General features: G+C 63.0%; 15 protein-coding genes. 11 read left to right on the top strand and 4 right to left on the bottom strand.

The window, feature by feature from the left end; all coding sequences use genetic code 11:
- The first annotated feature begins 4 nt into the window (after nucleotides 1–4).
- From hisA to hisIE, 6 genes are all read left to right on the top strand, one after another.
- A complete protein-coding gene (gene hisA, locus KI797_RS09680) occupies nucleotides 5–739 on the top strand; it encodes a 1-(5-phosphoribosyl)-5-[(5-phosphoribosylamino)methylideneamino]imidazole-4-carboxamide isomerase (RefSeq protein WP_043129925.1) in 735 nt (244 codons plus the stop codon).
- Nucleotides 740–882: 143 nt separating this feature from the next.
- Nucleotides 883–1,992: a response regulator gene (locus KI797_RS09675; RefSeq protein ID WP_226172800.1), complete on the top strand. Its 1,110-nt coding sequence runs from the start codon at nucleotides 883–885 to the stop codon at nucleotides 1,990–1,992.
- Nucleotides 1,985–4,135 (top strand): PAS domain S-box protein, encoded by a 2,151-nt coding sequence (locus KI797_RS09670; RefSeq protein ID WP_226172798.1) that lies wholly within the window; start codon nucleotides 1,985–1,987, stop codon nucleotides 4,133–4,135. The genes KI797_RS09675 and KI797_RS09670 overlap by 8 nt, the downstream gene beginning before the upstream one ends.
- Nucleotides 4,132–8,100 carry a PAS domain S-box protein gene (locus KI797_RS09665; protein ID WP_226172796.1) on the top strand — a complete coding sequence of 1,323 codons (3,969 nt, stop codon included), beginning with the start codon at nucleotides 4,132–4,134 and terminating at the stop codon, nucleotides 8,098–8,100. Before KI797_RS09670 ends, KI797_RS09665 begins: the two co-directional genes overlap by 4 nt.
- Nucleotides 8,101–8,276: 176 nt before the next feature.
- Nucleotides 8,277–9,050, top strand: a complete 774-nt coding sequence (gene hisF, locus KI797_RS09660; protein WP_226172794.1) for an imidazole glycerol phosphate synthase subunit HisF — start codon at nucleotides 8,277–8,279, stop codon at nucleotides 9,048–9,050.
- Entirely contained in the window at nucleotides 9,043–9,678 is a 636-nt protein-coding gene (gene hisIE, locus KI797_RS09655; RefSeq protein ID WP_041205732.1) for a bifunctional phosphoribosyl-AMP cyclohydrolase/phosphoribosyl-ATP diphosphatase HisIE, read from the top strand. The genes hisF and hisIE overlap by 8 nt, the downstream gene beginning before the upstream one ends.
- A gap of 75 nt (nucleotides 9,679–9,753) precedes the next feature.
- On the opposite strand, the gene KI797_RS09650 is transcribed toward hisIE, so the two are convergent.
- The 3 genes from KI797_RS09650 to KI797_RS09640 form a co-directional block, all read right to left on the bottom strand.
- Nucleotides 9,754–10,704: an IS1595-like element ISKpn3 family transposase gene (locus tag KI797_RS09650; protein ID WP_005342491.1), complete on the bottom strand. Its 951-nt coding sequence runs from the start codon at nucleotides 10,702–10,704 to the stop codon at nucleotides 9,754–9,756.
- A gap of 60 nt (nucleotides 10,705–10,764) precedes the next feature.
- The gene (locus KI797_RS09645) at nucleotides 10,765–11,340 is read right to left on the bottom strand and encodes a P-loop NTPase fold protein (RefSeq protein ID WP_226172791.1); all 576 of its coding nucleotides are present in this window, start codon (nucleotides 11,338–11,340) and stop codon (nucleotides 10,765–10,767) included.
- Nucleotides 11,341–11,482: 142 nt separating this feature from the next.
- Entirely contained in the window at nucleotides 11,483–13,105 is a 1,623-nt protein-coding gene (locus KI797_RS09640) for an acyl-CoA synthetase (protein ID WP_226172788.1), read from the bottom strand.
- A 339-nt stretch (nucleotides 13,106–13,444) separates the two neighbouring features.
- Between KI797_RS09640 and KI797_RS09635 the strand changes: the two genes are divergently transcribed.
- Nucleotides 13,445–13,984 (top strand): glycine zipper 2TM domain-containing protein, encoded by a 540-nt coding sequence (locus tag KI797_RS09635; RefSeq protein ID WP_111910563.1) that lies wholly within the window; start codon nucleotides 13,445–13,447, stop codon nucleotides 13,982–13,984.
- Nucleotides 13,985–14,152: 168 nt separating this feature from the next.
- Here the strand turns inward: KI797_RS09635 and KI797_RS09630 are convergent, their stop codons facing one another.
- Nucleotides 14,153–17,371 (bottom strand): ExeM/NucH family extracellular endonuclease, encoded by a 3,219-nt coding sequence (locus KI797_RS09630; RefSeq protein WP_226172785.1) that lies wholly within the window; start codon nucleotides 17,369–17,371, stop codon nucleotides 14,153–14,155.
- Between the two features lie 546 nt (nucleotides 17,372–17,917).
- Here KI797_RS09630 and KI797_RS09625 point away from each other — a divergent pair.
- From KI797_RS09625 to KI797_RS09610, 4 genes are all read left to right on the top strand, one after another.
- Complete coding sequence (locus KI797_RS09625; RefSeq protein ID WP_226172782.1) at nucleotides 17,918–19,039, top strand: ABC transporter substrate-binding protein; 1,122 nt, start codon at nucleotides 17,918–17,920, stop codon at nucleotides 19,037–19,039.
- A gap of 97 nt (nucleotides 19,040–19,136) precedes the next feature.
- Nucleotides 19,137–20,189, top strand: a complete 1,053-nt coding sequence (locus KI797_RS09620) for a FecCD family ABC transporter permease (RefSeq protein ID WP_005326119.1) — start codon at nucleotides 19,137–19,139, stop codon at nucleotides 20,187–20,189.
- On the top strand, nucleotides 20,182–20,952 hold the full coding sequence (locus KI797_RS09615; protein WP_043129911.1) for an ABC transporter ATP-binding protein: 771 nt from the start codon (nucleotides 20,182–20,184) through the stop codon (nucleotides 20,950–20,952). Before KI797_RS09620 ends, KI797_RS09615 begins: the two co-directional genes overlap by 8 nt.
- Nucleotides 20,953–20,965: 13 nt before the next feature.
- Entirely contained in the window at nucleotides 20,966–22,228 is a 1,263-nt protein-coding gene (locus tag KI797_RS09610) for an MFS transporter (protein WP_226172779.1), read from the top strand.
- Nucleotides 22,229–22,294: the final 66 nt, after the last annotated feature.

Raw genomic sequence — 22,294 nt, 5'->3', positions numbered from 1 at the left:
AAGGATGATCATTCCCGCAATCGACCTCATCAATGGTCAGGTAGTCCGACTCTATCAGGGGGACTACGGCCAGAAGACCGCATACAGCAGCAGCCCCCAGGCCCGCTTCGACGACTATGTCGCCCAGGGGGCGGAGCAACTGCACCTGGTGGATCTGGACGGCGCCAAGGATGCAAAAGCCCGCCAGCTTGCCCTCATCACGGCGCTGCTGGCGACCACCAGGGCGCCGGTGCAGGTGGGTGGCGGCGTGCGCAGCGAACAGGACGTGGCGGACCTTCTTGCCGCTGGTGCCAATCGGGTGGTGGTCGGCTCCACCGCGGTCAAGTCCCCGGAACTGGTGGCGAGCTGGATGGAAAAATATGGCCCCGAACGCATCGTGCTGGCCCTGGACGTCAATATCGATGCCCAGGGCAAGCGCCAGATCGCGGTGGCCGGCTGGCAGGAGAACAGCGGGGTGACTATCGAGGCGCTGATCGAGCGCTTCCTCCCCGCCGGGCTCAGGCACGTGCTCTGCACCGACATCAGCCGGGACGGGACGCTCTCGGGCAGCAACGTCGAGCTCTACCGGGATCTCTGCGCCTGCTACCCGAGCGTGGCGTTTCAGGCCTCCGGCGGCATCGGCGGTCTGGCCGACATCGAGGCGCTCAAGGACACCGGCGTCAAGGGGGTCATCCTTGGCCGCGCGCTCCTCGAGGGCAAATTTTCGGTGAGTGAGGCCATCACCTGCTGGAATGAGTGATCATCGGGTGATCCAGGGGAGCCTGTCCGGCCATCAGCGCCGGAACAGGCACCTCTTCTGCCGGGAGCCAGCGGCAAGTCCTTATAATCTGGAAGCAATTGACTCTATACTCGGTCTCATCGAGATAACGTCACGGAAGGCTTATGTTCACATCTCACTGTGCCACCATCCTCATCGTCGATGACTCTCCCGAGAACCTGATGGTGCTGACCGAGTTGCTCTCTCCCAGTTATCGGGTGCTCGCCGCCCAGAGCGGGGAGAAGTGCCTGCGTATTGCGAGCGGCAAGACGAGGCCGGATCTCATCCTGCTGGATGTGATGATGCCCGGCATGGACGGCTATGAGGTGCTCAAGCATCTGCGCATCAACCCCGACACCCGCCGCATCCCTGTGGTGCTGCTCACCGCCCTCGCCGATCTCCAGAGCGAAGAGTACGGCCTGTCGCTCGGCGCCGCCGACTACATCACCAAACCCATCAAACCCGCCATCGTCCAGGCGCGGGTGCGCACCCAGCTGGAGGCCAAGCAGGCCCGGGATGGTCTGCAAGATCAGAATGCGGCCCTGGAGGCCGAGGTGGCGCGCCGGATGACGGAGAACGATCTGATCCAGCAAGTCTCCATCCGGGCGCTGGCCCATCTGGCGGAGATCCGCGATCCCGAAACCGGCAATCACATCCTGCGTACCCAGGCCTACGTAAGGTTGCTGGCGAGCGCCCTGGCCAGCCACCCCCGCTTTAGCGACACCCTGACGCCTCGTTACATAGATCTGCTGAGTCGCTCGGCCCCCCTGCACGACATCGGCAAGGTCGGCATTCCCGACCATATCTTGCTCAAACCGGGCAAGCTGACCCCCGAGGAGTGGCAGACCATGCGTACCCACGCCAAACTCGGCAGCGATGCCATCGAGGAGGCCGAGCAGGATATAGAGCAACCATTGGCCTTCCTCACCCTGGCCAAGGAGATAGCCCACTGGCACCACGAGAAATGGGACGGCAGCGGCTACCCGGACGGCCTGCAGGGCGATGCCATCCCTCTCTCGGCCAGGCTGATGGCGCTGGCAGATGTGTTTGACGCCCTTATCAACGTCCGGGTCTACAAACCGGCCATGTCCTATGAGGAGGCCCGCGCCCTGATCCTCTCCGGCAGCGGTCAGCATTTTGACCCTGACGTGGTGGCGGCCTTTGACAGCCACTTCGAGCAGTTCGTCATCATCGCCGAGCGTTATCAGGATGGCGCCGAGGCACCCCATGGCTGAGCAGTCTCCCCTGACCCGAGCCCACGTGCTCAACGTGGTACTCACCTATGCCGCCGTGGCAAGTCTGTGGATCCTGCTGTCGGACAAGGCGGTGGAGTGGCTCTTCAGCACCCCGGCCCAATTCGCCCTGGCCAGCACCATCAAGGGCTGGCTCTTTATCCTCATCACCGCGCTCATGCTCTATGTCATGCTGCGCCGCCGCATCAATCAGTCCACGGCCAGTCCCCGGCTCTCCGGGCGCCAGTGGCTGCCCATCCTATTGCTCAACGGCCTCATTCTGGCCCTGGCTATCATGGCCATCGCCCAGAACATCGGGTTGACCCGGGACAAGGAGGTCGCCCGACTTGAAACCATCGCCGATCTCAAGAGCAGGCGCATCACCGAGTGGCTGGGCAACCGGGAACAGGATCTTCGTCAGATCCTCGACAACCCGAGTTATGGTGCCCTCTCTCTCTCCGGGCAGAGGGACAGGCCATCCGATGAACAGACCCAGCGGCTGATCGAGTTCATCTCGGTGCGGGGATTCGATGGCGCGGCCCTCTTCGACCGGACCGGCCAGGCCCTGTGGCAGACTCCGGGGGCGAGCATCATGAATGCCACGTTGCGCGATGCCCTGACACGGGCGACAGCAGGCAAGGTGCTCAGGGTCGGGCCTTATCTGGATGAACAGGGCCAAACCAGGTTCGACTTCCTGACGCCCCTGGCCACGGCGGCGGAGCCGGCGCCCATCATAGTGCTGCAGATAAGCGGCAGCCACTGGGTAAACCAGATCCTCAACCCCTGGCCCATCCCCGACAGCAGTGGCGAAGCCACGCTGTTTCGCCAGCACGCAGACCAGGTGCAGTATCTGAGTGACCTGCGCTATCGCCCCGACTCGGCCCTGCGCCTGCAGCTTCCGCTCCATCACAGCACCCTGTTGGCGGCCCAGTATCTGCGCCTTGAGACCGGACAACGAAAACCCGGGGTGCTTTCCGGTATGGATTATCGAGGCATAGCGGCCTTTGGCGTCGTCTATCCGGTCGCGGGTACGGATTGGTTCCTGCTGACCAAGATAGACAAGGCCGAGCTCAACCAGGCCAGTTTCAAAGAGAGCATCTGGATCGGTCTCATCACCTTGCTGGTGCTCTTCGTCACCAACGCCGGCATCATCTTGCTGCGCCAGCACACCCGACTGCTGATGGCTGAACAGATCCGTCATTCCCAGACGCAACGGCTGCAGGCATTGCAGCTGCTCTCCGCCATCGCCGACAGCTCGGAAGATGCCATCTTTGCCAAGGACAGAGAGGGCAGATACATACTGTTCAATCGCGCCGCCAGCCAGTTCGTGGGCAAACCGGCCGCCGAGATGCTGGGCCAGGATGACATGGCCATCTTCCCGCCCGAGCAGGCCAAGATGCTGATGGAGGCAGGCCATCGGGTGATCGAGAACAACCGGGTGCAAACCGAGGAGGAGTACCTGACCCTGCCCGGTGGCGATCGGGTGTTCCTCGCCACCAAGGGGCCGCTGCAAGACAACGACGGTCAGGTGATCGGCATCTTCGGCATCTCCCGCGACATCACGGGCTTCAAGCGTGCCGAGGCAGACCTGCGGGAGCGGGAGGGGCTGTTTCGCGCCCTGGTCGAGCAATCGCTCGCCGGCATCTACATCATCCAGCAGGGCAAACTCTGCTACATCAACCCCTGTTTTGCCCACCTGTTTGGCTATGACTCGCCCGGCGCACTGCTCGGCGTCGGCACCCTGCAAGCCCTGGCAAGCCCAGAGGACAGCGACCGGGTGGCCGAGCTGGTGCTGCACTGCGAGCAGGAGGGCGGCGACATCCATACCCGCTTCAGCGCCTTGCACCACGGCAGTCAGACCCTGGAGGTGGAGCTGTACGGGCGGCGTGTCGACTATCGCGGTCAACCCGCCCTGCTCGGGCTCTTGCTCGATGTCACCGAGCGGGAACAGGTCGAGCAGGCCTTGACACATCAAGCCATGGAGCTGCGCCAGCAAAACGAGGAGCTCGAGCGTTTCAACAAGGTGATGGTGGACAGAGAACTCGCCATGCTGACCCTAAAGCACCAGATCAACACACTCTCGCGCCAGCTCGGGCTGGCACCGCCCTACCCCCAGGCTCCCATGCCGCCGGAGGAGCATCCATGATGAACCGACCGCAACTATGGCTCGTCCGCCCCTCCACCCAGCGCTGGGGCGTCTGCCTGCTGGCCCTGCTACTGCCCATCCTGATGTTGCAGATCCGGGTCCAGCTACCCATCGCCTTTGGCGAGCGGCCGCTGCTGGTGCTCTTCATGCTACCCATCATCATCTGCGCCCTGCTGGGGGGCTTGCTGCCAGGCCTGCTCTGTACCCTGATCAGTGCCCTGGCCACCGCCTATTTCCTGCTGCCCCCGGTCTATGAGCTGACCGTGGCAACCGGTCAGGATCTCGTACAGTGGGGGATCCTGATCGCCAACGGCATCCTCGTCAGCCTGCTCAGCGCCGCCATCCACAACTCCCGCGCCCGGGAGATCCAGCGCTGGCAGGAGCTGATTAGCACCCAATCTCGCCTGCAACAAAGCGAAAATCGCTTCCAGGCTACCTTCGAGCAGGCTGCGGTCGGTATCGCCCTGGTCTCTCCCGATGGGTGCTGGCTGCGGGTCAATCAGCGCTTGTGCGACATACTGGGCTACCACGCCGATGAGCTCATGGGCATGAGCTTCCAGCAGATCACCCACCCGGACGATCTCTTGATTGACCAACACTATGTGGCCCGGATGCTGGCAGGCGAGTTGCCCCATTACACCCTGGAAAAGCGCTATCTGCACAAGAGGGGTGACGTCATCTGGACAACCCTGACGGTAGCCCTGGTCAGGGATCTCGAGGGCGAGCCCGATTACTTCATTTCCATCATCGAGGACAATCAACAGAACAAGGAGACCGAGGAGGCCCTGCGTCGCAACGAGGGGATCCTGCGGGAATCCCAGCGACTGGCCAAGATTGGCAACTGGCGTTGGCGCATCAACGACGAGAACCATTTCTGGTCGCCGGAGATCTACCGCATCTATGGGCGTGACCCCGCCCTGCCCCCTGCCGTCTATCCCGAGGTGAAAAAATACTTCACCCAGGAGGGCTGGCACACCATCTCCCAGTCCGTCGAGCGCTGCCTGCGCGATGGGTTGCCCTATGAATGTGATGCCGGCGTCATCAACGAGCAGGGGAACGCCGTCTGGGTCATCGCCCGTGGCGCGGCCTTGCGGGACAGTGACGGCCATGTCGTCGAGCTGTATGGCACTGTGCAGGACATCACGGAGCGCAAGCTGACCGAGCAGCAGTTGCTGCACAATCAGCAGACGGCCCTCGATACCCAGCGCCGCGCCCGCCTGGCGGCACTGAACCTGATGGACGATGCCATCAGTGCCAGGGTCCGAGCCGAGTCCATCAGCAGCGCCCTGCGCGAGAGCGAGCAACGGTTGCTGATGGCTCAGGAGGGGGCTCACGTCGGGATCTGGGAGTGGGACATGGTCAGTGATCGCCTCTTTTTCTCCCCGGAATGCGCCCGCCTCTATGGCCGCACCGCCGAGCAACTCGGGACGTTTCACGCCTGGCAGGCTTGCCTGCACCCGGACGACAGGCCCCGTGTCGACCCCTTGCTGGCCGAGCTGTCGGCCAGCGACAAGCCCTTCGAGATAGAATTCCGGATCCTGCTGCCAGACGGTGACATGCGCTGGCTGGTGAGCAAGGGCAGCGTCTATCGGGATGACCGCCAGCGTCCGCTGCGCCTGCTCGGCATCCATCTTGACATCACCGAGCGCAAGCAGGCCGAGCAGCAGTTGCGCCAGCTCTCCCTGGCCTTGGAGCAGAGCCCGGATGGTGTCTTCATCACGGATACCCAGGCACGCATCGAGTATGTCAACGCGGCCTTTCTGGCCATCAGTGGCTACCGGCAGGACGAGGTCATCGGCCAGACCCCCGCCCTGCTGCGCTCCGGCCTCACCCCCAGGGCGACCTATATCGCCCTGCGGGATGCGATTAATCAGGGTCAACGCTGGCATGGAGAGTTCATCAACCGGCGCAAAGACGGCTCCCACTATCAGGTGCTGGCCACTGTCTCCCCCATCCGCCAGGAGAGCGGGATCGTGACCCACTATGTGGCGGTACAAGCCGACATCACCGAGAAGAAGCAGCTTGGCGAGGAGCTTGATCAGTATCGCTACCACCTGGAGGAGATGGTCGATGAGCGCACCCTGCAACTGGCCCAGGCCCATCAGAGAGCCGAGAGCGCCAACCGCGCCAAGAGCGCCTTCCTGGCCAACATGAGTCACGAGATCCGCACCCCCATGAACGCCATCCTGGGGCTGACCTACCTGCTCAAACGCGACACCCCGGACAGCACCCAGCATGAGCGGCTGGAGAAGATCGATCACGCCGCCCAGCACCTGCTCACCATCATCAATGACATCCTGGATCTCTCCAAGATCGATGCGGGCAAGATGGCGCTCGAGCAGGGCGACTTCTCCCTCACCGCCATGCTGGACAACGTCAGCGCTCTGGTGAGCGAGCAGGCCCGCGCCAAGGGGCTCACCATCATGGTCGATATGGGAGACTCGCCCACTTGGGTCCATGGCGACATTACCCGCCTGCGCCAGGCACTGCTCAACTATGCAGCCAATGCCATCAAGTTCACCGAACAGGGGGCGGTCACCCTGCGGGTGCGGGTGGCGCGCCCACTCGCCAGCGGTTACCTGCTGCGCTTCGAGGTGGAGGACACCGGTATCGGTATCAGTCCGGAGCAGCGCAAGAAGCTGTTCCAGGCGTTCGAGCAGGCCGATGTCTCCACCACCCGCAAATACGGCGGCACCGGCCTCGGGCTCGCCATCACCAGCCGGCTCGCCGCCCTGATGGGGGGAGAAGCTGGCGTCAGCAGCACCCTTGGCCAGGGGAGCTGTTTCTGGTTTACCGCCGCGCTCTCGGCAGGTCAGGGGGAAGTGCCGCAGCCGAGCCCGCTCGTGCAGAGCGTGACGCAGACCTACTTCCCTCACCACGCCCGGGTACTGCTGGTGGAAGACAACGCCATCAACCGCGAAGTGGTGCTGGAGCTGCTTTGCAACAGCGGCCTCGTCATCGAGACCGCCGTCAATGGCCAGGAGGCGCTGGAGCGCGTTCGCCAGCACACCTTCGATCTCATCCTGATGGACATACAGATGCCGGTGATGGATGGCTACGACGCCACCCGCGCCATCCGCACCCTGCCCGGCCGGGAGCTGCTTCCTATCCTCGCCCTGACGGCGAGTGCCTTTGAGGAAGACCGAAAGGCATGTGAATCTGCCGGCATGAACGATTTCATCACCAAACCCGTCACCCCTGCCAAGTTGTTTGAGGCGCTGCAGCGCTGGCTGCCGAGCAACGGGATGGTGGAGCCCGAGCATCAGCCGCTGTCCCACGACATGCAGGCAGGCCCCCTCGCCCACCTGCAGGGCTTCCACGGGCTGGACCTGCAGCAAGGGCTGACGGCACTGCAGGGCAATCAGGACAAATACATCGCGCTGCTGCGCTACTTCGCCAGCGAGCATGGCCAGGACATGACCCTGCTCAGCCACCACCTGCAAACGGGGGATAAAACGAGCGCTACCCGGCTGGTTCACACCCTGCGCGGGGTCGCGAGCACCCTTGGGATGGTGGATCTCGCGCAGCAATGCCTGCAGCTGGAGCAAACACTCGCGGGGGATGACCCTGAGCCGACCGCCTTGATGGCGGCCATTGACGGGGCCTTGACTGCCCTGCACGACCGGTTGGGGGAGGAGGTGCCCGCCCACGCGGCGGAGCTCATCCCCCTTGGCAGCCAGTGGCAACGGGCGCTGCGCCACCAGATGGAGGCATTGCTGGTGCAAAGCGATACCGCCGTGATCCCGCTGTTCGAGCAGTATGCCGCCCCCTTGCGGCTCATGCTCGGGCCACGCAGCGAGACCCTGGTCAGGCAGTTGAAGACATTTGACTTCGACGGTGCCCTGCTCACCCTTCGCCAATGTGAGGGAGCAGATGAGCCCCAAACTGAGGCCGTGCCCTCCCTCCCCGATGGCCCTTCGCTGCCCCCGGGCCCGGTGAAGGGAGACAAAGGGTTGAATCACTGAATAAAGTCATGCATATAGTGTTGGTTCCCCCGGGGCCGCGCCGCCCGATGAGCGCGCCATTTCCCGCTCAGGATCCTGCAGTGAAAGCATGCCAACCGCTTTTCCGTTCGCCGCCTGATCCTGCATCACCGGCAGAACGATGTTTTTTTAACTGTGCTTTACATGGAGCAATGAGCATGTTGTCAAAGCGTATTATCCCCTGCCTCGACGTCAAAGATGGCGTGGTGGTCAAGGGCGTGCAGTTTCGCAACCACGAGGTGATGGGCGGCATCGTCGAGCTCGCCCGCCGCTACGCCGAGGAGGGTGCCGACGAGCTGGTGTTCTATGACATCACTGCCTCGAGTGACGCCCGTGTGGTGGACAAGAGCTGGGTGAGCCGGGTGGCCGAGGTCATCGACATCCCCTTCTGCGTCGCCGGCGGCATCAAGAGCGTGGAGGATGCCCGTCAGATCCTGGAATTCGGTGCCGACAAGGTCTCCATCAACTCCCCGGCCCTGGCCGATCCCACCCTGATCACCCGGTTGGCGGAGCGCTTCGGCGTGCAGTGCGTGGTGGTAGGCATCGACTCCTACTTCGACGCGCAGAGCGGCGAGTATCAGGTCAAGCAGTTCACCGGTGACGAGAGCCGCACCCGCACCACCAGCTGGACCACCCTGGAGTGGGTCAAGGAGGTGCAACAACGCGGCGCCGGCGAAATCGTGCTCAACGTGATGAACCAGGACGGCATGCGCCAGGGCTATGATCTCGAGCAGCTCAAACTGGTGCGGGCCATCTGCAAGGTGCCGCTGATTGCCTCCGGCGGCGCCGGGGCCATGGAACATTTTCGCGATGCCTTTACCCTTGCCGACGTGGACGGCGCCCTGGCGGCGTCCGTGTTCCACAAGGGCCTTATCCCCATTCCCGAATTGAAACGCTGGCTGAAAAACGAAGGAGTCGCCATCCGTGAATAATCAAGCTGTAGACAATGCATTGCCCCTCGCCGAGCGCCTGGACTGGGACAAGTGTGACGGCATGATCCCCGCCATCGTCCAGCATGCCGCGAGCGGCGAAGTGCTGATGCAGGGCTTCATGACCCGCGAGGCCCTGGAAAAGACCCAAACCACCGGCCAGGTCACCTTCTTCAGCCGCAGCAAGCAGCGCCTGTGGACCAAGGGTGAGAGCTCGGGCCATGTGCTGAAACTGGTCGCCATCACCACCGACTGCGATCAGGACTCCCTGCTGATCGCGGCCGACCCGGTCGGCCCCACCTGCCATCTGGGCAATCCCTCCTGCTTCGACGGTCACCCGCTGCCGCCGCTGGGTTTTCTCGCCGAGCTCGAGCAGATCCTGGCATCACGCAAGGGGGCCGACCCCGCCACCAGCTACACCGCCAGCCTCTATGGCAAAGGCACCAAGCGCATCGCCCAGAAGGTGGGGGAAGAGGGGGTGGAAGTGGCCCTGGCCGCCATGGCGAAAGACAGGGAAGAGCTCATCAACGAATCCGCTGACCTGCTCTATCACCTGACCGTGCTGCTGCAAAACGAGGGGCTGGGTTTGAAAGATGTGGTGCAGCGCCTTTATGAGCGCCACACCAAGTAATCTGATCATAAAGCCGGGATCTCCCGGCTTTATTTAGTCAAGATGCACGGCCAACTCAACCAAATTTTTACCTGATTACCCATGACCCTCAGCCAGCTTCAAGAGCCGATATGGCATCGGAGGGCTTGCCACGACTGCATGCCCCAATTCAACCAACATGCTCTTGAGGTCAAAACGATGATTAAACCGGAAGCAGTATTCCGCAAGATGCCTTGGTAAATGCTTCGCTCCGAGCGTATGGCAACTGCCCCGCAGCGAGTTTTTCACATTTCCTATCATCGTGTTTACCCAGTTGAATGCCGGATGATCCAGCCAGTCCAGGTTGCCCCCGGTGACAACACCCAGGTGCTCACAATTGGCCTCCTTGACCGCTTTGAAACAGGCCAATCCATCGGATATCACCGCGCTACCACTGGCAATATGCCGTTTTGCCCAATCAGCAACGGACTTGGTTTTGAAACCATCGACCACCGTCATCCGCATCTTGATTGGATGTCCTTCCTTGTTCAGGGCCACTGCTGCCACAAACGGCGTCTTGCCTGCCGCGCCCCGACCCCGTTTGCCACCACGGCGCTCGCCACCCCAGTAGACATCATCGAGCTGAATGATGCCGCTGATGGGCTGCTTGTCATCGGACTCTTTCATGGCTTGCAGCAGCTTGTGCTTGAGCATCCAGGCGGTGTCATATTTGACGCCCAACTGGCGCTTTAGCTCCATCGCTGACAAGCCTGTTTTGGTTTGTGACAACAGGTGCATTGCCAGAAACCACTTGGTCAGTGGGAGCTTGGTGTTTGCGAAAATCGTGTTTCCAGTCAATGACATCTGGTGACGGCAGTGATTGCATTGCCACACACGTGGCCGCCTTCTCAGGCGACAACAGGTCTTGTTGGCACATTCAGGGCAGACAAAGCCGTTAGGAAAACGCCAAGTGAACAGCGCGTTTTCGCACTGAGCCTCAGTGCCATAGTCCTTGAGAAACTCAAACAGGCTGTAGCCTTTCTGGAATTGGATTTTGCTTTTGGCCATGATCTCGCACCTCGATAACTGTACGTAAGATCAGTATAGTTCGTGGTAACTGACTGCTAATCATGGGTAATCAGGTTGTCGTATCTCTTTTTTAAGATACTGAATAGATTCATAACGTTCCCTGTGATTACTACAGAGCGTATCAACCAACTTATCTGCATCTTCGCCTTCCAAAGAGAAATCACCATCTTCCAGCCCAGCTTTTTTAATGGCTGACTTGAGCACCAATCTTCCGCCAACCTTGAGCAAGCCCAATAGTTTTGTTTTGATGCCATCAGGTACGTCAATCTTATTTCCTGTAGCATCTCTCAGTTGATCGATTATCGACGAGATAACCGTCAACAAGGGGTCGTCGGAAAAGTCCTGCTGCCAGGCATCGATATAGACGGTGGGATAGCGCTCTTTAAGTTCCATATACCAGCGCTTGATAAACCAGGTTTTACCCGCGCCCCATTCGGCATTGAGGTTCAACACATAGTTGCGCTCTTTGCCCTCTGCCGCCAGATAGTTGGTCAGAAACTCGGCATAGCGAGCGCGCTCCAGTCGATCTCCTGCGACCTTTTCCTCTCCCCCTTCAATAGCTCCAGGACCATCCCATGAAACAGATTCCACCCAATCAAATGTTGCAAGCGCCATAGTATTTCCCTGTCTCGATACTGAGCAGGATATTACCAGAGTGAGTTCCGAAAGAGTTTGATGAACATAGGATTTGGCGCCATATCATCCCGAGGCAATATGGCGCCGACTCAAGCACTCAGAAGAGAGTAACGTCCCACCCTCACTCCAGCTGTTTTCGCAGCATAAATTTTTGCACCTTGCCGGTGGAGGTCTTCGGCAGGGGGGTGAAGATGATGCGCTTGGGGGCCTTGAAGTGGGCCATCTGCTCTCGGCAGAAGGCGATCAGCTCCGCCTGGCTGAGCACACGCCCCTCCTTGAGCTTGACGAAGGCGCAGGGCACCTCCCCCCACTTCTCGTCCGCCATGGCGATCACCGCGGCCTCGTCCACGTCCGGGTGGCGATAGAGCACGTCCTCCACCTCCAGGCTGGAGATGTTCTCCCCGCCCGAGATGATGATGTCCTTGGATCTATCCTTGATCTCCACGTAGCCGTCCTGGTGCCAGACCGCCAGATCCCCGCTTCGAAACCAGCCTTCCGCCATCGCCTCTTCGCTCGCCGCCGGGTTCTTGAGGTAGCCCTTCATGACGATGTTGCCGCGCAGGAAGATCTCCCCCAGGGTCTTGCCATCCCGGGGCACAGGCTCGCCGCTGACGGGGTTGGCCACCCGCATCTCTCCCTGCAATGGAGAGGCCACCCCCTGGCGCGCCTTGAGCCGGGAGAGCGAAGTGGCATCCTGCCCTTGCCAGCTTCGCTGGGGCTCGCACACCACGCAGGGGCCATAGGTTTCGGTGAGGCCATAGACATGGGTCACGGCTATCCCCATGGCCTCCATGCCGGCGATCACGGTGGCGGGTGGCGCCGCCCCCGCCGTCATCGCCTTGATGGGGTGGTCGAGCCCCAGTTTCAGGGCCGGATCGGCGTTGTTCAGCATGTTGAGCACTATGGGGGCGGCGCAAAAATGCGTCACCCTGTGTTCGTGCAGCGCCTCATAGATGGCGGCCGCCTGCACATGGCGCAGGCAGACGCTCACCCCGGCGGTGGCCGCCAGGGTCCAGGGGAAGCACCAGCCGTTGCAGTGGAACATCGGCAGGGTCCACAGATAGACGGGGTGCTTGGGCAGCTCCCAGGAGAGCACGTTGTTGACCGCATTGAGGTGGGCGCCGCGATGGTGATAGACCACCCCCTTGGGGTTGCCCGTGGTGCCCGAGGTGTAGTTCAGGGAAATCGCCTGCCACTCGTCCGCCGGCAGCCAGCCGGGCTCGTCGCCGTTGCCCCCGGCAATGAAGGCCTCATAGCTCAGCTCGCCGACCAGCTCACCTTCCCGATAGAGAGGATCATCGATGGCGATCACCAGGGGGCTTTGCTCGATCAGCGCCAGCGCCTTGCGCACCAGGGCGCCAAACTCCCTGTCCACCAGCACCACCCTGCTCTGGGCATGCTGGAAGATGAAGGCCATGGACTCTGCATCGAGCCGGGTGTTGATGGTGTTGAGCACGGCGCCGCTCATGGGTACCCCGAAGTGGGCCTCAAACATGGCCGGGACATTGGGAGCAACGATGGAGACAGTGTCCCCCTCGCCGATGCCGTGCAGGCGCAGGGCAGAGGCGAGTTGGCGACAGCGCACCTCGGTCTGGGCCCAGCTCTGGCGCAGGGGGCCGTGGATCAGGGCCGGGTAGTCGGGATAGACCCGGGCCGCCCGGGCCAGAAAGCTCAAGGGGGTCAGGGCCTCGAAATTGGCGGGCGTCTTGCCAAGGCCAGTCTCGTAGATGTGCGGCTTTGTCATCGGGTTCCTTCCTCATATGGGCACAAAGCGGGGGGAGTCTCGCGGATCACGGCGCACAAGGCACTTGGCAGGCGGCGGATCCTGATACCCGACGAGGGTACCAAGGGGGCGCACGCCCAGGTATTAGCGAAACGTCTTAAGGGGCTGCGCCCCCTGCCCCAGACTCTCGCGACGCCATCGCCCCACCTTTTGTCGCCAATTACAGACGCTCCCTTGCCGGGGCCGTTTTTGGCGCAGCCAGCCTCTGTCGCACCCGAAGGGCCATTGCCTTGAGCCCGGGGACAAAAATGCCAAGAATGAGCCCAGGCCCCAAGGGCAATCACTGTAAGGAGAGAAGAGATGAACACATCCATGTTGGCAGGTATCGGGATCGGTGTGGCCTCTGCACTGGCATTGTCGGCCGCCGCCAGCGGATCCCTGTTTTCATCAGAGCCCCAGTTTGCCGAGGTGCTGGCCAGCAAACCGGTGACCGAGACCATCAAGACACCGCGCCAGGAGTGCCGCAACGTCACCGTCACCCACCGCAAGCCGGTGCAGGATGAACACAAGATCCTGGGCACAGTGGTCGGTGCGGCCCTCGGGGGCGTGGTGGGCCACCAGTTCGGTGGCGGCAGCGGCAAGAAGGTCGCCACCGTCGCCGGGGCCGCCGCCGGTGGCTATGCCGGCAACCAGGTGCAGGGCAACATGCAGGCGGGGGACACCTACACCACCACGGAGCAGCGCTGCAAGACGGTGCAGGACAGCAGCACCCGCACCCTGGGTTATGACGTCACCTACCGCCTCGCCGGTCAGGAAGGGGTAGTGCGAATGGAACAAAAACCCGGCACCACCATTCCGGTCAAGGATGGCAAGCTGGTACTGAGCAACGCGCAGGGTTGATACTCCGTTAGGAGCGCCCTGCCATGGAGAAGGCCCACCCGACGAGGTGGGCTTTTTTCATGGGCGAAGAGATGCCCGCATCTCTGCGTTGCCAGGCAGGCCGCAGTACCGGCCGACAAAAAGGGGCCCGCGGGCCCCTTGTGTTATGCATCTTGGTATTGACGCTCATCAGTGGCGACCGAAGGGCCACCAGGACTTGTCGTTGTCCTTGATGTCGACCCGGGTCTCCTGCACGGCACCCGGCTGGGCCCCCTGCACCTTCACAAGACCCACCTTGAACTGCTCGGTAGGCTCGACGAACCAGTCATCCAGGATCAGCACCTTGACCGACTTGCTGCCACCTTCACCGGCGGCCCAGCTCACCGACTGGCCGAACCAGGGCAGGAAATCCAGCCCCCAGCGCGCCGTGATCCCCTCAAGGCCCAGCTGGGCGCGGGCCGGCTTGCTGAGATCGCCGCTGCGTACCACAGGGATCTCGGCAAACCACTGCCCCTCGTTCACCGTCAGGCTGGTCTGGGCCAAGGAGATGGTGGACGGTGCCAGCTTGTCCTTGATGGTCACCAGGGTCTGGTGCTGCTCCCCCAGTGCCGCGCCACTCGGGTCAAACAGCTCCAGAGTAAAAGTCTCATCCCCCTCGTGCAGGGTGTCGCTCTTCACCGGGATCTGGATGGTCTGGCTGTCGCTCTGGCCCGCCGCCCAGTTCAGAGTACCGGTGAGGGGCGCCACGTCATTGGCATCGGCGCTGCCAAAGGCGATGCGATAGCTGACGCTGGCCTCCCCATGGCTGCCGTCACGGCGCGCAACGGACAGGGCGAGAATGCTGCCCTCCTCCACGCTGGCGGCGGCGCTCTCGAGACTCAATACTCCGGCGGGCGGCAGCGGATACTGGATCGCCACCAGCACGGGATCGTGATCCGAGGCGCTGAAGGGCCCGTCCGATTTGGCCAGCTGGCCTGTGTACTTGCTGCCGTATTCGAAGAAGTTGCTCTCGGCGGAGTTGATGTGCCAATCCTCGATGCCGATCACCTTGGCCACGAGGCCGGGGCTTGCCAGGGCGTGATCCAGGTTGCCGAGCTCACCCTCATAGCTGTAGGAGTAGGTGTCGGTGCCGTGGAGGCGGGTGTTGAGGTTCACCAGACCATAGCCCTTGCCAAGGGCGCTGCCGCTCTCCTCGAAAGGCTGGCCCGCCAGTGTGGTGAAAGAGGCGCTCATGATCTGGCGCGATTGGGCGGCCGGATCATAGTCGGTCAGCACCCGGATGGGATCCTCCATGCCGTAGGCGTTCAGATCGCCGATGAGCAGCAGATCCCCGCTCACCTCCTTGAGGCGCTCACCCAGCACCTTGGCAGCGGAGACCCGCAGCGCGTTGCAGTGGCCCTGCCCATCCAGGGGATCGGTGGTGGCGTAGTCGGGGTAATCTTCGAAGCAGGCGGAACCCTTGGACTTGAGGTGGTTGACCACCAGGGTCAGGGGTGCATCCCCCTTGGGCGAGCTGAAGCGCTGCAACAGCGATTCGCGCATGCCCTGCTTGATGGCAACTGGCTTGCCGCTGGCGTCCTGCGCCTCGGCCTGCTGCACCGGCAGCTCGATGAGGCTGGCAGCCCCCTCTGGCGTCACGCTGGCGGGCCGGTAGATGAGCCCCACCGTGATGGCGTCTGTGCCGATGGGCTGGCCATCGGGGGAAGCCACCCAGGCGTAGTGATCCGCCTCGTCCGGCTGGGCGGCGTTGAGGGCCGCCACCAGGTTGGCGATGGCGGAGTTGTCGCCGTAGCCGTTGTTCTCTATCTCCATCAGCCCCACCACGTCGGCATTGAGACGGGTGATGGCGCTGACGATCTTGGTGCGCTGCAGCTCGAACTCCGCCACCGTCAGGGCGCCCCGGTTGCTGCCGGTGGGGTTGGCATCCCCCCCCACCACAGTGGTGAAGAAGTTGAGCACGTTGAAGCTGGCGACCCGCAGATCCCCCGCCTCGGCCAGCTCAGGGGCCTCGACCCTGTCCCAGCCGCTGTGATCGATGTCGCTGGCATCGATGCGATTGTTCGCCACCAGTCTGAACAGGTTGTAGGAGTAGCCAAGCGCCCCCTCCAGCCCGTTGAGCTTGTCACCGATGCGCAGGTAACCATCCTCGGCGTTGAAGCCGGGGAACCAGGGCAGCACACCGTCCGGCGCCTTGGCGTCGGTCTCCACCACCAGCTGGTTTTGCTGGTTGCGCAGGGCCCAGTCGCTCGCCTCCTGGCTCATGGCGGCAAATTTCTGGGTCGACTTGATAAGCGGCGCGCCATAGGCCAGCACCAGGTTGTTACGCTTGCCGTCGTAATCGAAGCTGAAGTTGCGGGTCACTACCAGACTGGATTCGGGCACCAGCCGCACCTGCATCCCCTCGTGACGCTCCAGCAGCTGGCTGAGGCTCTCGCCCGCCACCGGCACCAGATCCACCGCCGCCGGCACAGCCCCCACCGGCTGGGTCACTACCAGCGCATCGGCACTGAGCTGGGTTTGGTTGAAATACTCCTTCACCTTGCCCGAGACGCATACCTCGGCGCCCGGCACGATGGCGCCGTTGGCCTGGGTGCTGTGGATGAAGAGGCCGTCAGAGGTGGCCGGATCCCCGTCCCCTTGCGGGTCCTGGATGAAGAAGCCCTTGTAGAGACCGTTCACCACCTGAGTGACGATGCCACGGGTGGCATGGGCCTGCTCGGATTCAAACTTGCCGGCCGGTACCAGCGGGCTGCTGCTGCTGGCGCCCTGAATGGCAGGCACCGGCACAAGAGTGTCTACCGGACAGACGAAGGCGGGCGGCTGGGTACCATCACAGGAGGCATCGCCGCTGCAGCCGAGACCGCTGGCGTCATCCTTGGCGGCGGCCACGTATTCCAGTGCCGGATCGAAGGGGCCGGTCGCATCAGTCCGGCCCGTGCTGACGGTGGCCTTGCGGCGCAGGGTCATGTCCAGGGTCGAGACGCTGCCAGACACCCAGGCAGTGCCCGGATCCACCCCCACCTGGCCGACGCTGTCCACTATCTCGCTGCCGCGATAGAGCACCAGGGCGTCGTCACCGTTGAACACCAGGTTGCCGCTGGTCTGGGTCGCCTTGGCCAGGATCTCGCTGCTGGCGGAGGGGTTGGCCAGCACCAGGCTGGCACCGGGGGCGAGCGTGCCTTGCAGTGTCAGGCTGTTGGTGGGGGCATCGGTGAGAGGTTTGCCGTTGGCATAGAGCGCCAAGCGGTATTGAGAGAGATCGACGGGAGTCGCGCCCAGATTGCTCAACTCCACCGCCTTGTTGTTGCTGGATCCTTCCAGGTATTCGCTGATCAGCAGTTGTGCCTGTGTCTGTCCAGAGAGCGCCAGCCCGACGGCCAACGCTACCAGAGAGTGTCTTCCTGACATGGTCAGTTTCCTTTTTTTATTTGCAGATTATGTTATTGGCGCCCCGCGCAAGGCGGGCCGCAGCACCTTGTTACCTGTCGAACTCGGCCGATGACCAAGATCGCGCCTACTCTGCCCTTTTGACGACGGAGCCGCTGGGAGCTGGCTAACAATGACCGCAAATTGTTGCGCGCAGGTGACGATCAATACCCGAATGGTCAGTGCCTGTTATCGGTGCGCAGGAAATCGTCGCCACCTCTGAGGGGCCATGCCAAGGGGCTCGACATCGAGCAGAGTCCGGGGCTGAGAGCCGCTCCAGAGGTGCGAGCGAGGCGGCCAGAGCGTGGTTCCAAGTGCAGCCAGATAGACGCCACAGGCCCCCATGCCCCGTGGAGGCAGCGAGATGGGCTTCATTGGAACGATACTCTGTGCTCGTGTGAAACCGGTTCAGTAATGACAGAAATAACAAGAGATGAGATGGCACAAACGCTTGTTGCTTTTGCGCTCGCGAATGGCAATATTTCTCACTTTCTTTTTTGACCGTATCTATTCCCGAGGTGCTACAAGATGTTTCGTCACCCCCTGGCAAAGTTGCTGCTGCTTGGTCAGCTCGCCCTGATGAGCTGGATGGCGCAGGCCACCGCCCCCGTTGAAGTGGAAGATGTGATGGGCCGCAAGGTCTCCCTGAGTCTGCCCGCGAGTCGCATCGTGCTCGGTTTCTATCCCGAGGATTATTTGGCCGTGGCCGGTGAAGGCGGCGCCGATCGCCTGGTGGGCATGTCCCGTGGCTGGTTCGTCAAGTCCCGCCCCGCCATCTGGTCCCTCTATGTCGCCAGCCTGCCGCAACTGGCCAGGGTGCCCGACCTTGGCAACGTGCAGGATCAGAGCTTCTCCATCGAAAAGACCCTGGCAGTCAAACCCGATCTGGTGATCCTGGCCCAGTGGCAATATGAGGCCCTGGCCCCGGATCTGCCGCGCCTCGAGCAGGCAGGCATCCCGGTGGTGGTGGTGGACTACAACGCCCAGACCCTGGACCGCCACATAGCGAGCACCTTGCTGCTTGGCAAGGTGACCGGCCAGGAGGCCCGAGCCCAGAAAATGGCCGACGAATACAAGGCCAAGATTGACACCATCACCTCCCGCATCGCCGCCGCGAAGCACCAGCCACCCCGGGTCTATATCGAGCTGGGTGACAAGGGACCGGCCGAATACAGCTACACCTATGGCAAGGACATGTGGGGCGCCATGGCCCTGCTGGCGGGCGGTGACAACGTCGCAGCGCCCTTCGTCGAGCGCTGGGGCCCCATCCACCCTGAGCAGCTGCTGGCAAGCAAACCCGAGGTGATCCTGATGGCGGGCTACGAGAGCGTGAGCAGCGCAGAAGCGATGCAGGTCGGTCAGGACGTCTCGGCCGAGACGGTGCGCCAGCGTCTGCAGGGCTTTGCCGCCCGTCCGGGCTGGAGCGAGCTGCCCGCGGTGCAGCAGGGTCGCCTCTATGCGGTCTATCACGGCGCCACCCGCAGCATCATGGACGCCGCCCTCATCGAGTTCATGGCCAAGGCGCTCTATCCGGATCTGTTCCAGGATCTCGATCCCCTGGCCACCTATCAGGGCTTCTACCACAGCTATCTGCCCATTCACCCCCAGGGCACCTTCATGCTGGGGATCAAGCCGGGTGAAGCAAACTAAATCCGGTCGTTCGGGCTCTGCCCACCTCGGCAGAGCCCTCTTCGCCATCCCTCTTTAACCGGGCGCCCCACATGGCGCCCGCTTCAGGATTGTCATCATGAATGATTTGGCTGCCCTCCAGCAGACCCTCACCCGCCAGCGGCAACGGGAGCGCCGTCGCTGGCACTGGCTGGCGCTGCTCACCCTGGTGCTGTGCATTACGCTAGTGCTCGACATCGCCACCGGCCCCTCCCTACTGCCCCTTGGGGAGGTGGTCGATGCCCTGATCGCCCCCGCCCAGGCGGACTCAATGACCCGCACCATAGTCCATGACATGCGCCTGCCCATCGCCCTGATGGCCCTGGTAGTCGGCGCGTCACTGGGCCTTGGCGGCGTCCAGATGCAGACCCTGCTGGACAACCCCCTGGCCAGCCCCTTCACCCTGGGGCTCGCGGCGGCGGCCGGGCTTGGCGCCGCACTGGCGCTCTATAGCGGTGGTCTCGGGCTCCCTCCCCTGATCGCCATTCCAGCCGGTGCCTTCATCCTGTGCATGTTTGCCGCCAGCCTCTTGTTCGGCCTCGCCATGATGCGCAACATCAGCAGCCAGACCCTGATCCTGGCGGGCATAGCCCTGTTGTTCCTGTTCCAGTCCCTGCTCTCCCTGCTACAGTTCCTCTCCTCCCCCGAGCTCAACCAACAGATCATGTTCTGGCTGTTTGGCAGCCTGATGCGCACCACCTGGGACTCCCTGATCATCACGGCCGCCGTCACCCTGATCTGCACCCTGCTCATCTACCGGGATGCCTGGGCCCTCACCAGCCTGCGTCTGGGGGAAGCCCGGGCCAGGAGCCTCGGGGTCAACGTGGACAGGCTGCGCATGAAGACCCTGATCCTGGTCGCCCTGCTCACCGCCACCGCCACCAGCTTCGTCGGCATCATCGGCTTCGTCGGCCTGGTGGCCCCCCACATCGCCCGCATGCTGGTGGGGGAAGATCAACGCTTCCTGATCCCGCTCTCGGCCCTGTGCGGCGCCTGCATGTTGTCGGCGGCCTCGGTGCTCTCCAAGTCCATCATTCCGGGGGCTCTCTTTCCCATCGGCATCGTCACCGCCCTGATTGGTGTGCCCTTCTTCATCTGGCTGATCCTCGGCAGGGGGCGTAAACGTGCTTGAAATATCCCGACTCTCCCTCTCCCTCGGCCAGCAGATCCTGCTGCGAGAGCTCGACCTCACCCTGCATCCGGGTCAGGTCCATGTGATCATCGGCCCGAACGGGACCGGCAAAACCTCGTTGCTGCGCGCTCTGTTCGGTGAACTGACCCCGGCCGCTGGCGACATCCGCCTGGGGGGCCAGAGTGCCCGTCAGATGACACAAGCCAAATGGCGCCAGCAGTTTGGCTACATGCCCCAGAACATCCAGCTGGAGCTGGACTTGAGCGTCATCGAAGTGGTGGTGCTGGGGCGCCTCGACAGCCTCTCCATGCGTCTGGCGGACGAGGACATACTGGCGGCCGGCCGCGCCCTGCAGGCGCTTGGCATCGCCCATCTGGCGGATCGCCCCCTCTACTCCTTGAGCGGCGGCCAGCGGCAGATGGTGCTCTTTGCCCAGGTGCTGCTGCGCGATCCCCGCATCATGATGCTGGACGAGCCGGTCAGCGCCCTGGACCTGCATCACCAAATGCAGCTGATGGAGCACCTCTGCCAGCAGACCCGGGAGCAGCAGTGGATCACCCTGGTGGTGCTGCACGATCTCAACCTGGCGGCCCAGTTTGCCGATCAGCTGATCGTGCTGGCGGGGGGTGACTTGCAGGCCTTCGGCCCCCCCGCCCGGGTGCTCGACGCGGCCCTCATCGAGCGCCTCTATCAGGTGCCGGTGCAGATAAGCCACGATCAGAGCGGTACCCCCTTCCTGCGTACCCTGCGAAGACAATCATGACGGCCCCTTCGGCATGGCCCGCAACCGGCCCCAGGGTACACACAAGATGAACGGCGCCTCCTACTGGCGGGACTGGCAGGGCATGAGCCCGGCCGCCCGCCTGCTCATCATCAATGGGCTGGCGTTCAACCTCGGCTTCTACATGATGATGCCCTTCCTCGCCCAGCACATGGGCAGCGGGCTTGGCCTCGCCGGCTGGGCCTGTGGCCTGGTCATGGGGATGCGGGTCTTCAGCCAGCAGGGGCTGTTTCTGCTGGGGGGCACCCTTGGGGATCGCATCGGCTATCACCCCGCCATCGTCTGGGGCTGCCTGGTGCGCTCGGTCGGCTTCGTGCTGCTGGGCTGGGCCGAGTCCCTGCCCATACTGCTGCTGGCGGCGACCCTCACCGGTTTTGCCGGGGCCCTCTTCACCCCCTGCGCCCAGGCCTATCTCGCCAGCGAATGCAGCGCGCCCGATCAGCGTCAGCGCGCCTTCGCCCTGCACAATCTCGCCAGCCAGGCGGGCATGCTGCTCGGTCCTCTGCTCGGCCTGGCACTGACCCAGCTGAGCTATGCCCTGACGGGTATTCTGGCGGCTAGCCTGTTCGCCCTGCTCGGGGTGCTGCAGTACCGGGTACTGCCCAAACGCCCGGTGAGCAGCCAGAGCCCGCGCGGCGCCATTTTGCGCCAATGGCGGGAGATCCTGCGCCAGCGCCCCTTCATGGTGTTCACCCTGCTGGCGGGCAGCTACCAGATCCTGTTCCACCAGCTCTATCTCGCCCTGCCCGCCCATATCCAGAGCCTGCCGGACGCCACCCAGCTGCTCGGCGGCGTCTTCACCCTCTCGGCGGTGATCGGCGTCCTGCTCCAGCTGCCGGCGTCCCGTCTGGTGGAGCGCCGCCTTGGGGTGCCGCTCGCCATGGGGCTGGGTATCGGGGTGATGGGCCTGAGCTATCTCGCCCTGCCGCTGCTCTCCCCCTGGCCGACGGCGGGCGTCCTGGCGCAGGTGGCCCTGCTTTCCTTGGGCTCCATCCTCTGCTTCCCGCTCTTTGCCGCCCAGCTGCCCCGCTACGCGCCCTCTGGGCAGCTCGCCAGCTACTACGGCTTCTATGCCAGCGCCGGGGGCTGCATGGCGCTCTTTGGTAACCTGCTTGTCGGTTTTATGCTGGGGGATGCAGGCAGCCGCCCCGCCACCGCCATCTGGCTGCTGCTGGCCCTCACCGGCCTGCTGGCCGGGTTTGGCCTCTATACCCAATTGCGCAAGGATGCCCAGCCACAACCCGCCACCCATCAATAAACAGGGCGGTCATGCATTACTTGGTGTGGCCGCCCTGTGGTTTGAGTGATTGACTTCGCCCCCTTC

The sequence above is a fragment of the Aeromonas media genome (assembly GCF_020423125.1).
In the GTDB taxonomy this organism is placed as follows: domain Bacteria; phylum Pseudomonadota; class Gammaproteobacteria; order Enterobacterales; family Aeromonadaceae; genus Aeromonas; species Aeromonas media.
The sequence above is the reverse complement of the archived record's forward strand: the minus strand, read 5'-3'. Positions and strand labels throughout refer to the sequence as shown.

Excerpts from the sequence above, each read along its gene's own strand:
- hisA (WP_043129925.1), top strand. The coding sequence starts at position 5 with ATGATCATTCCCGCAATCGACCTCATCAATGGTCAGGTAGTCCGACTC.
- KI797_RS09675 (WP_226172800.1), top strand. The coding sequence starts at position 883 with ATGTTCACATCTCACTGTGCCACCATCCTCATCGTCGATGACTCTCCC.
- KI797_RS09670 (WP_226172798.1), top strand. The coding sequence starts at position 1,985 with ATGGCTGAGCAGTCTCCCCTGACCCGAGCCCACGTGCTCAACGTGGTA.
- KI797_RS09665 (WP_226172796.1), top strand. The coding sequence starts at position 4,132 with ATGATGAACCGACCGCAACTATGGCTCGTCCGCCCCTCCACCCAGCGC.
- hisF (WP_226172794.1), top strand. The coding sequence starts at position 8,277 with ATGTTGTCAAAGCGTATTATCCCCTGCCTCGACGTCAAAGATGGCGTG.
- KI797_RS09650 (WP_005342491.1), bottom strand. The coding sequence starts at position 10,704 with ATGGCCAAAAGCAAAATCCAATTCCAGAAAGGCTACAGCCTGTTTGAG.
- KI797_RS09645 (WP_226172791.1), bottom strand. The coding sequence starts at position 11,340 with ATGGCGCTTGCAACATTTGATTGGGTGGAATCTGTTTCATGGGATGGT.
- KI797_RS09640 (WP_226172788.1), bottom strand. The coding sequence starts at position 13,105 with ATGACAAAGCCGCACATCTACGAGACTGGCCTTGGCAAGACGCCCGCC.
- KI797_RS09635 (WP_111910563.1), top strand. The coding sequence starts at position 13,445 with ATGAACACATCCATGTTGGCAGGTATCGGGATCGGTGTGGCCTCTGCA.
- KI797_RS09630 (WP_226172785.1), bottom strand. The coding sequence starts at position 17,371 with ATGTCAGGAAGACACTCTCTGGTAGCGTTGGCCGTCGGGCTGGCGCTC.
- KI797_RS09625 (WP_226172782.1), top strand. The coding sequence starts at position 17,918 with ATGTTTCGTCACCCCCTGGCAAAGTTGCTGCTGCTTGGTCAGCTCGCC.
- KI797_RS09620 (WP_005326119.1), top strand. The coding sequence starts at position 19,137 with ATGAATGATTTGGCTGCCCTCCAGCAGACCCTCACCCGCCAGCGGCAA.
- KI797_RS09610 (WP_226172779.1), top strand. The coding sequence starts at position 20,966 with ATGGCCCGCAACCGGCCCCAGGGTACACACAAGATGAACGGCGCCTCC.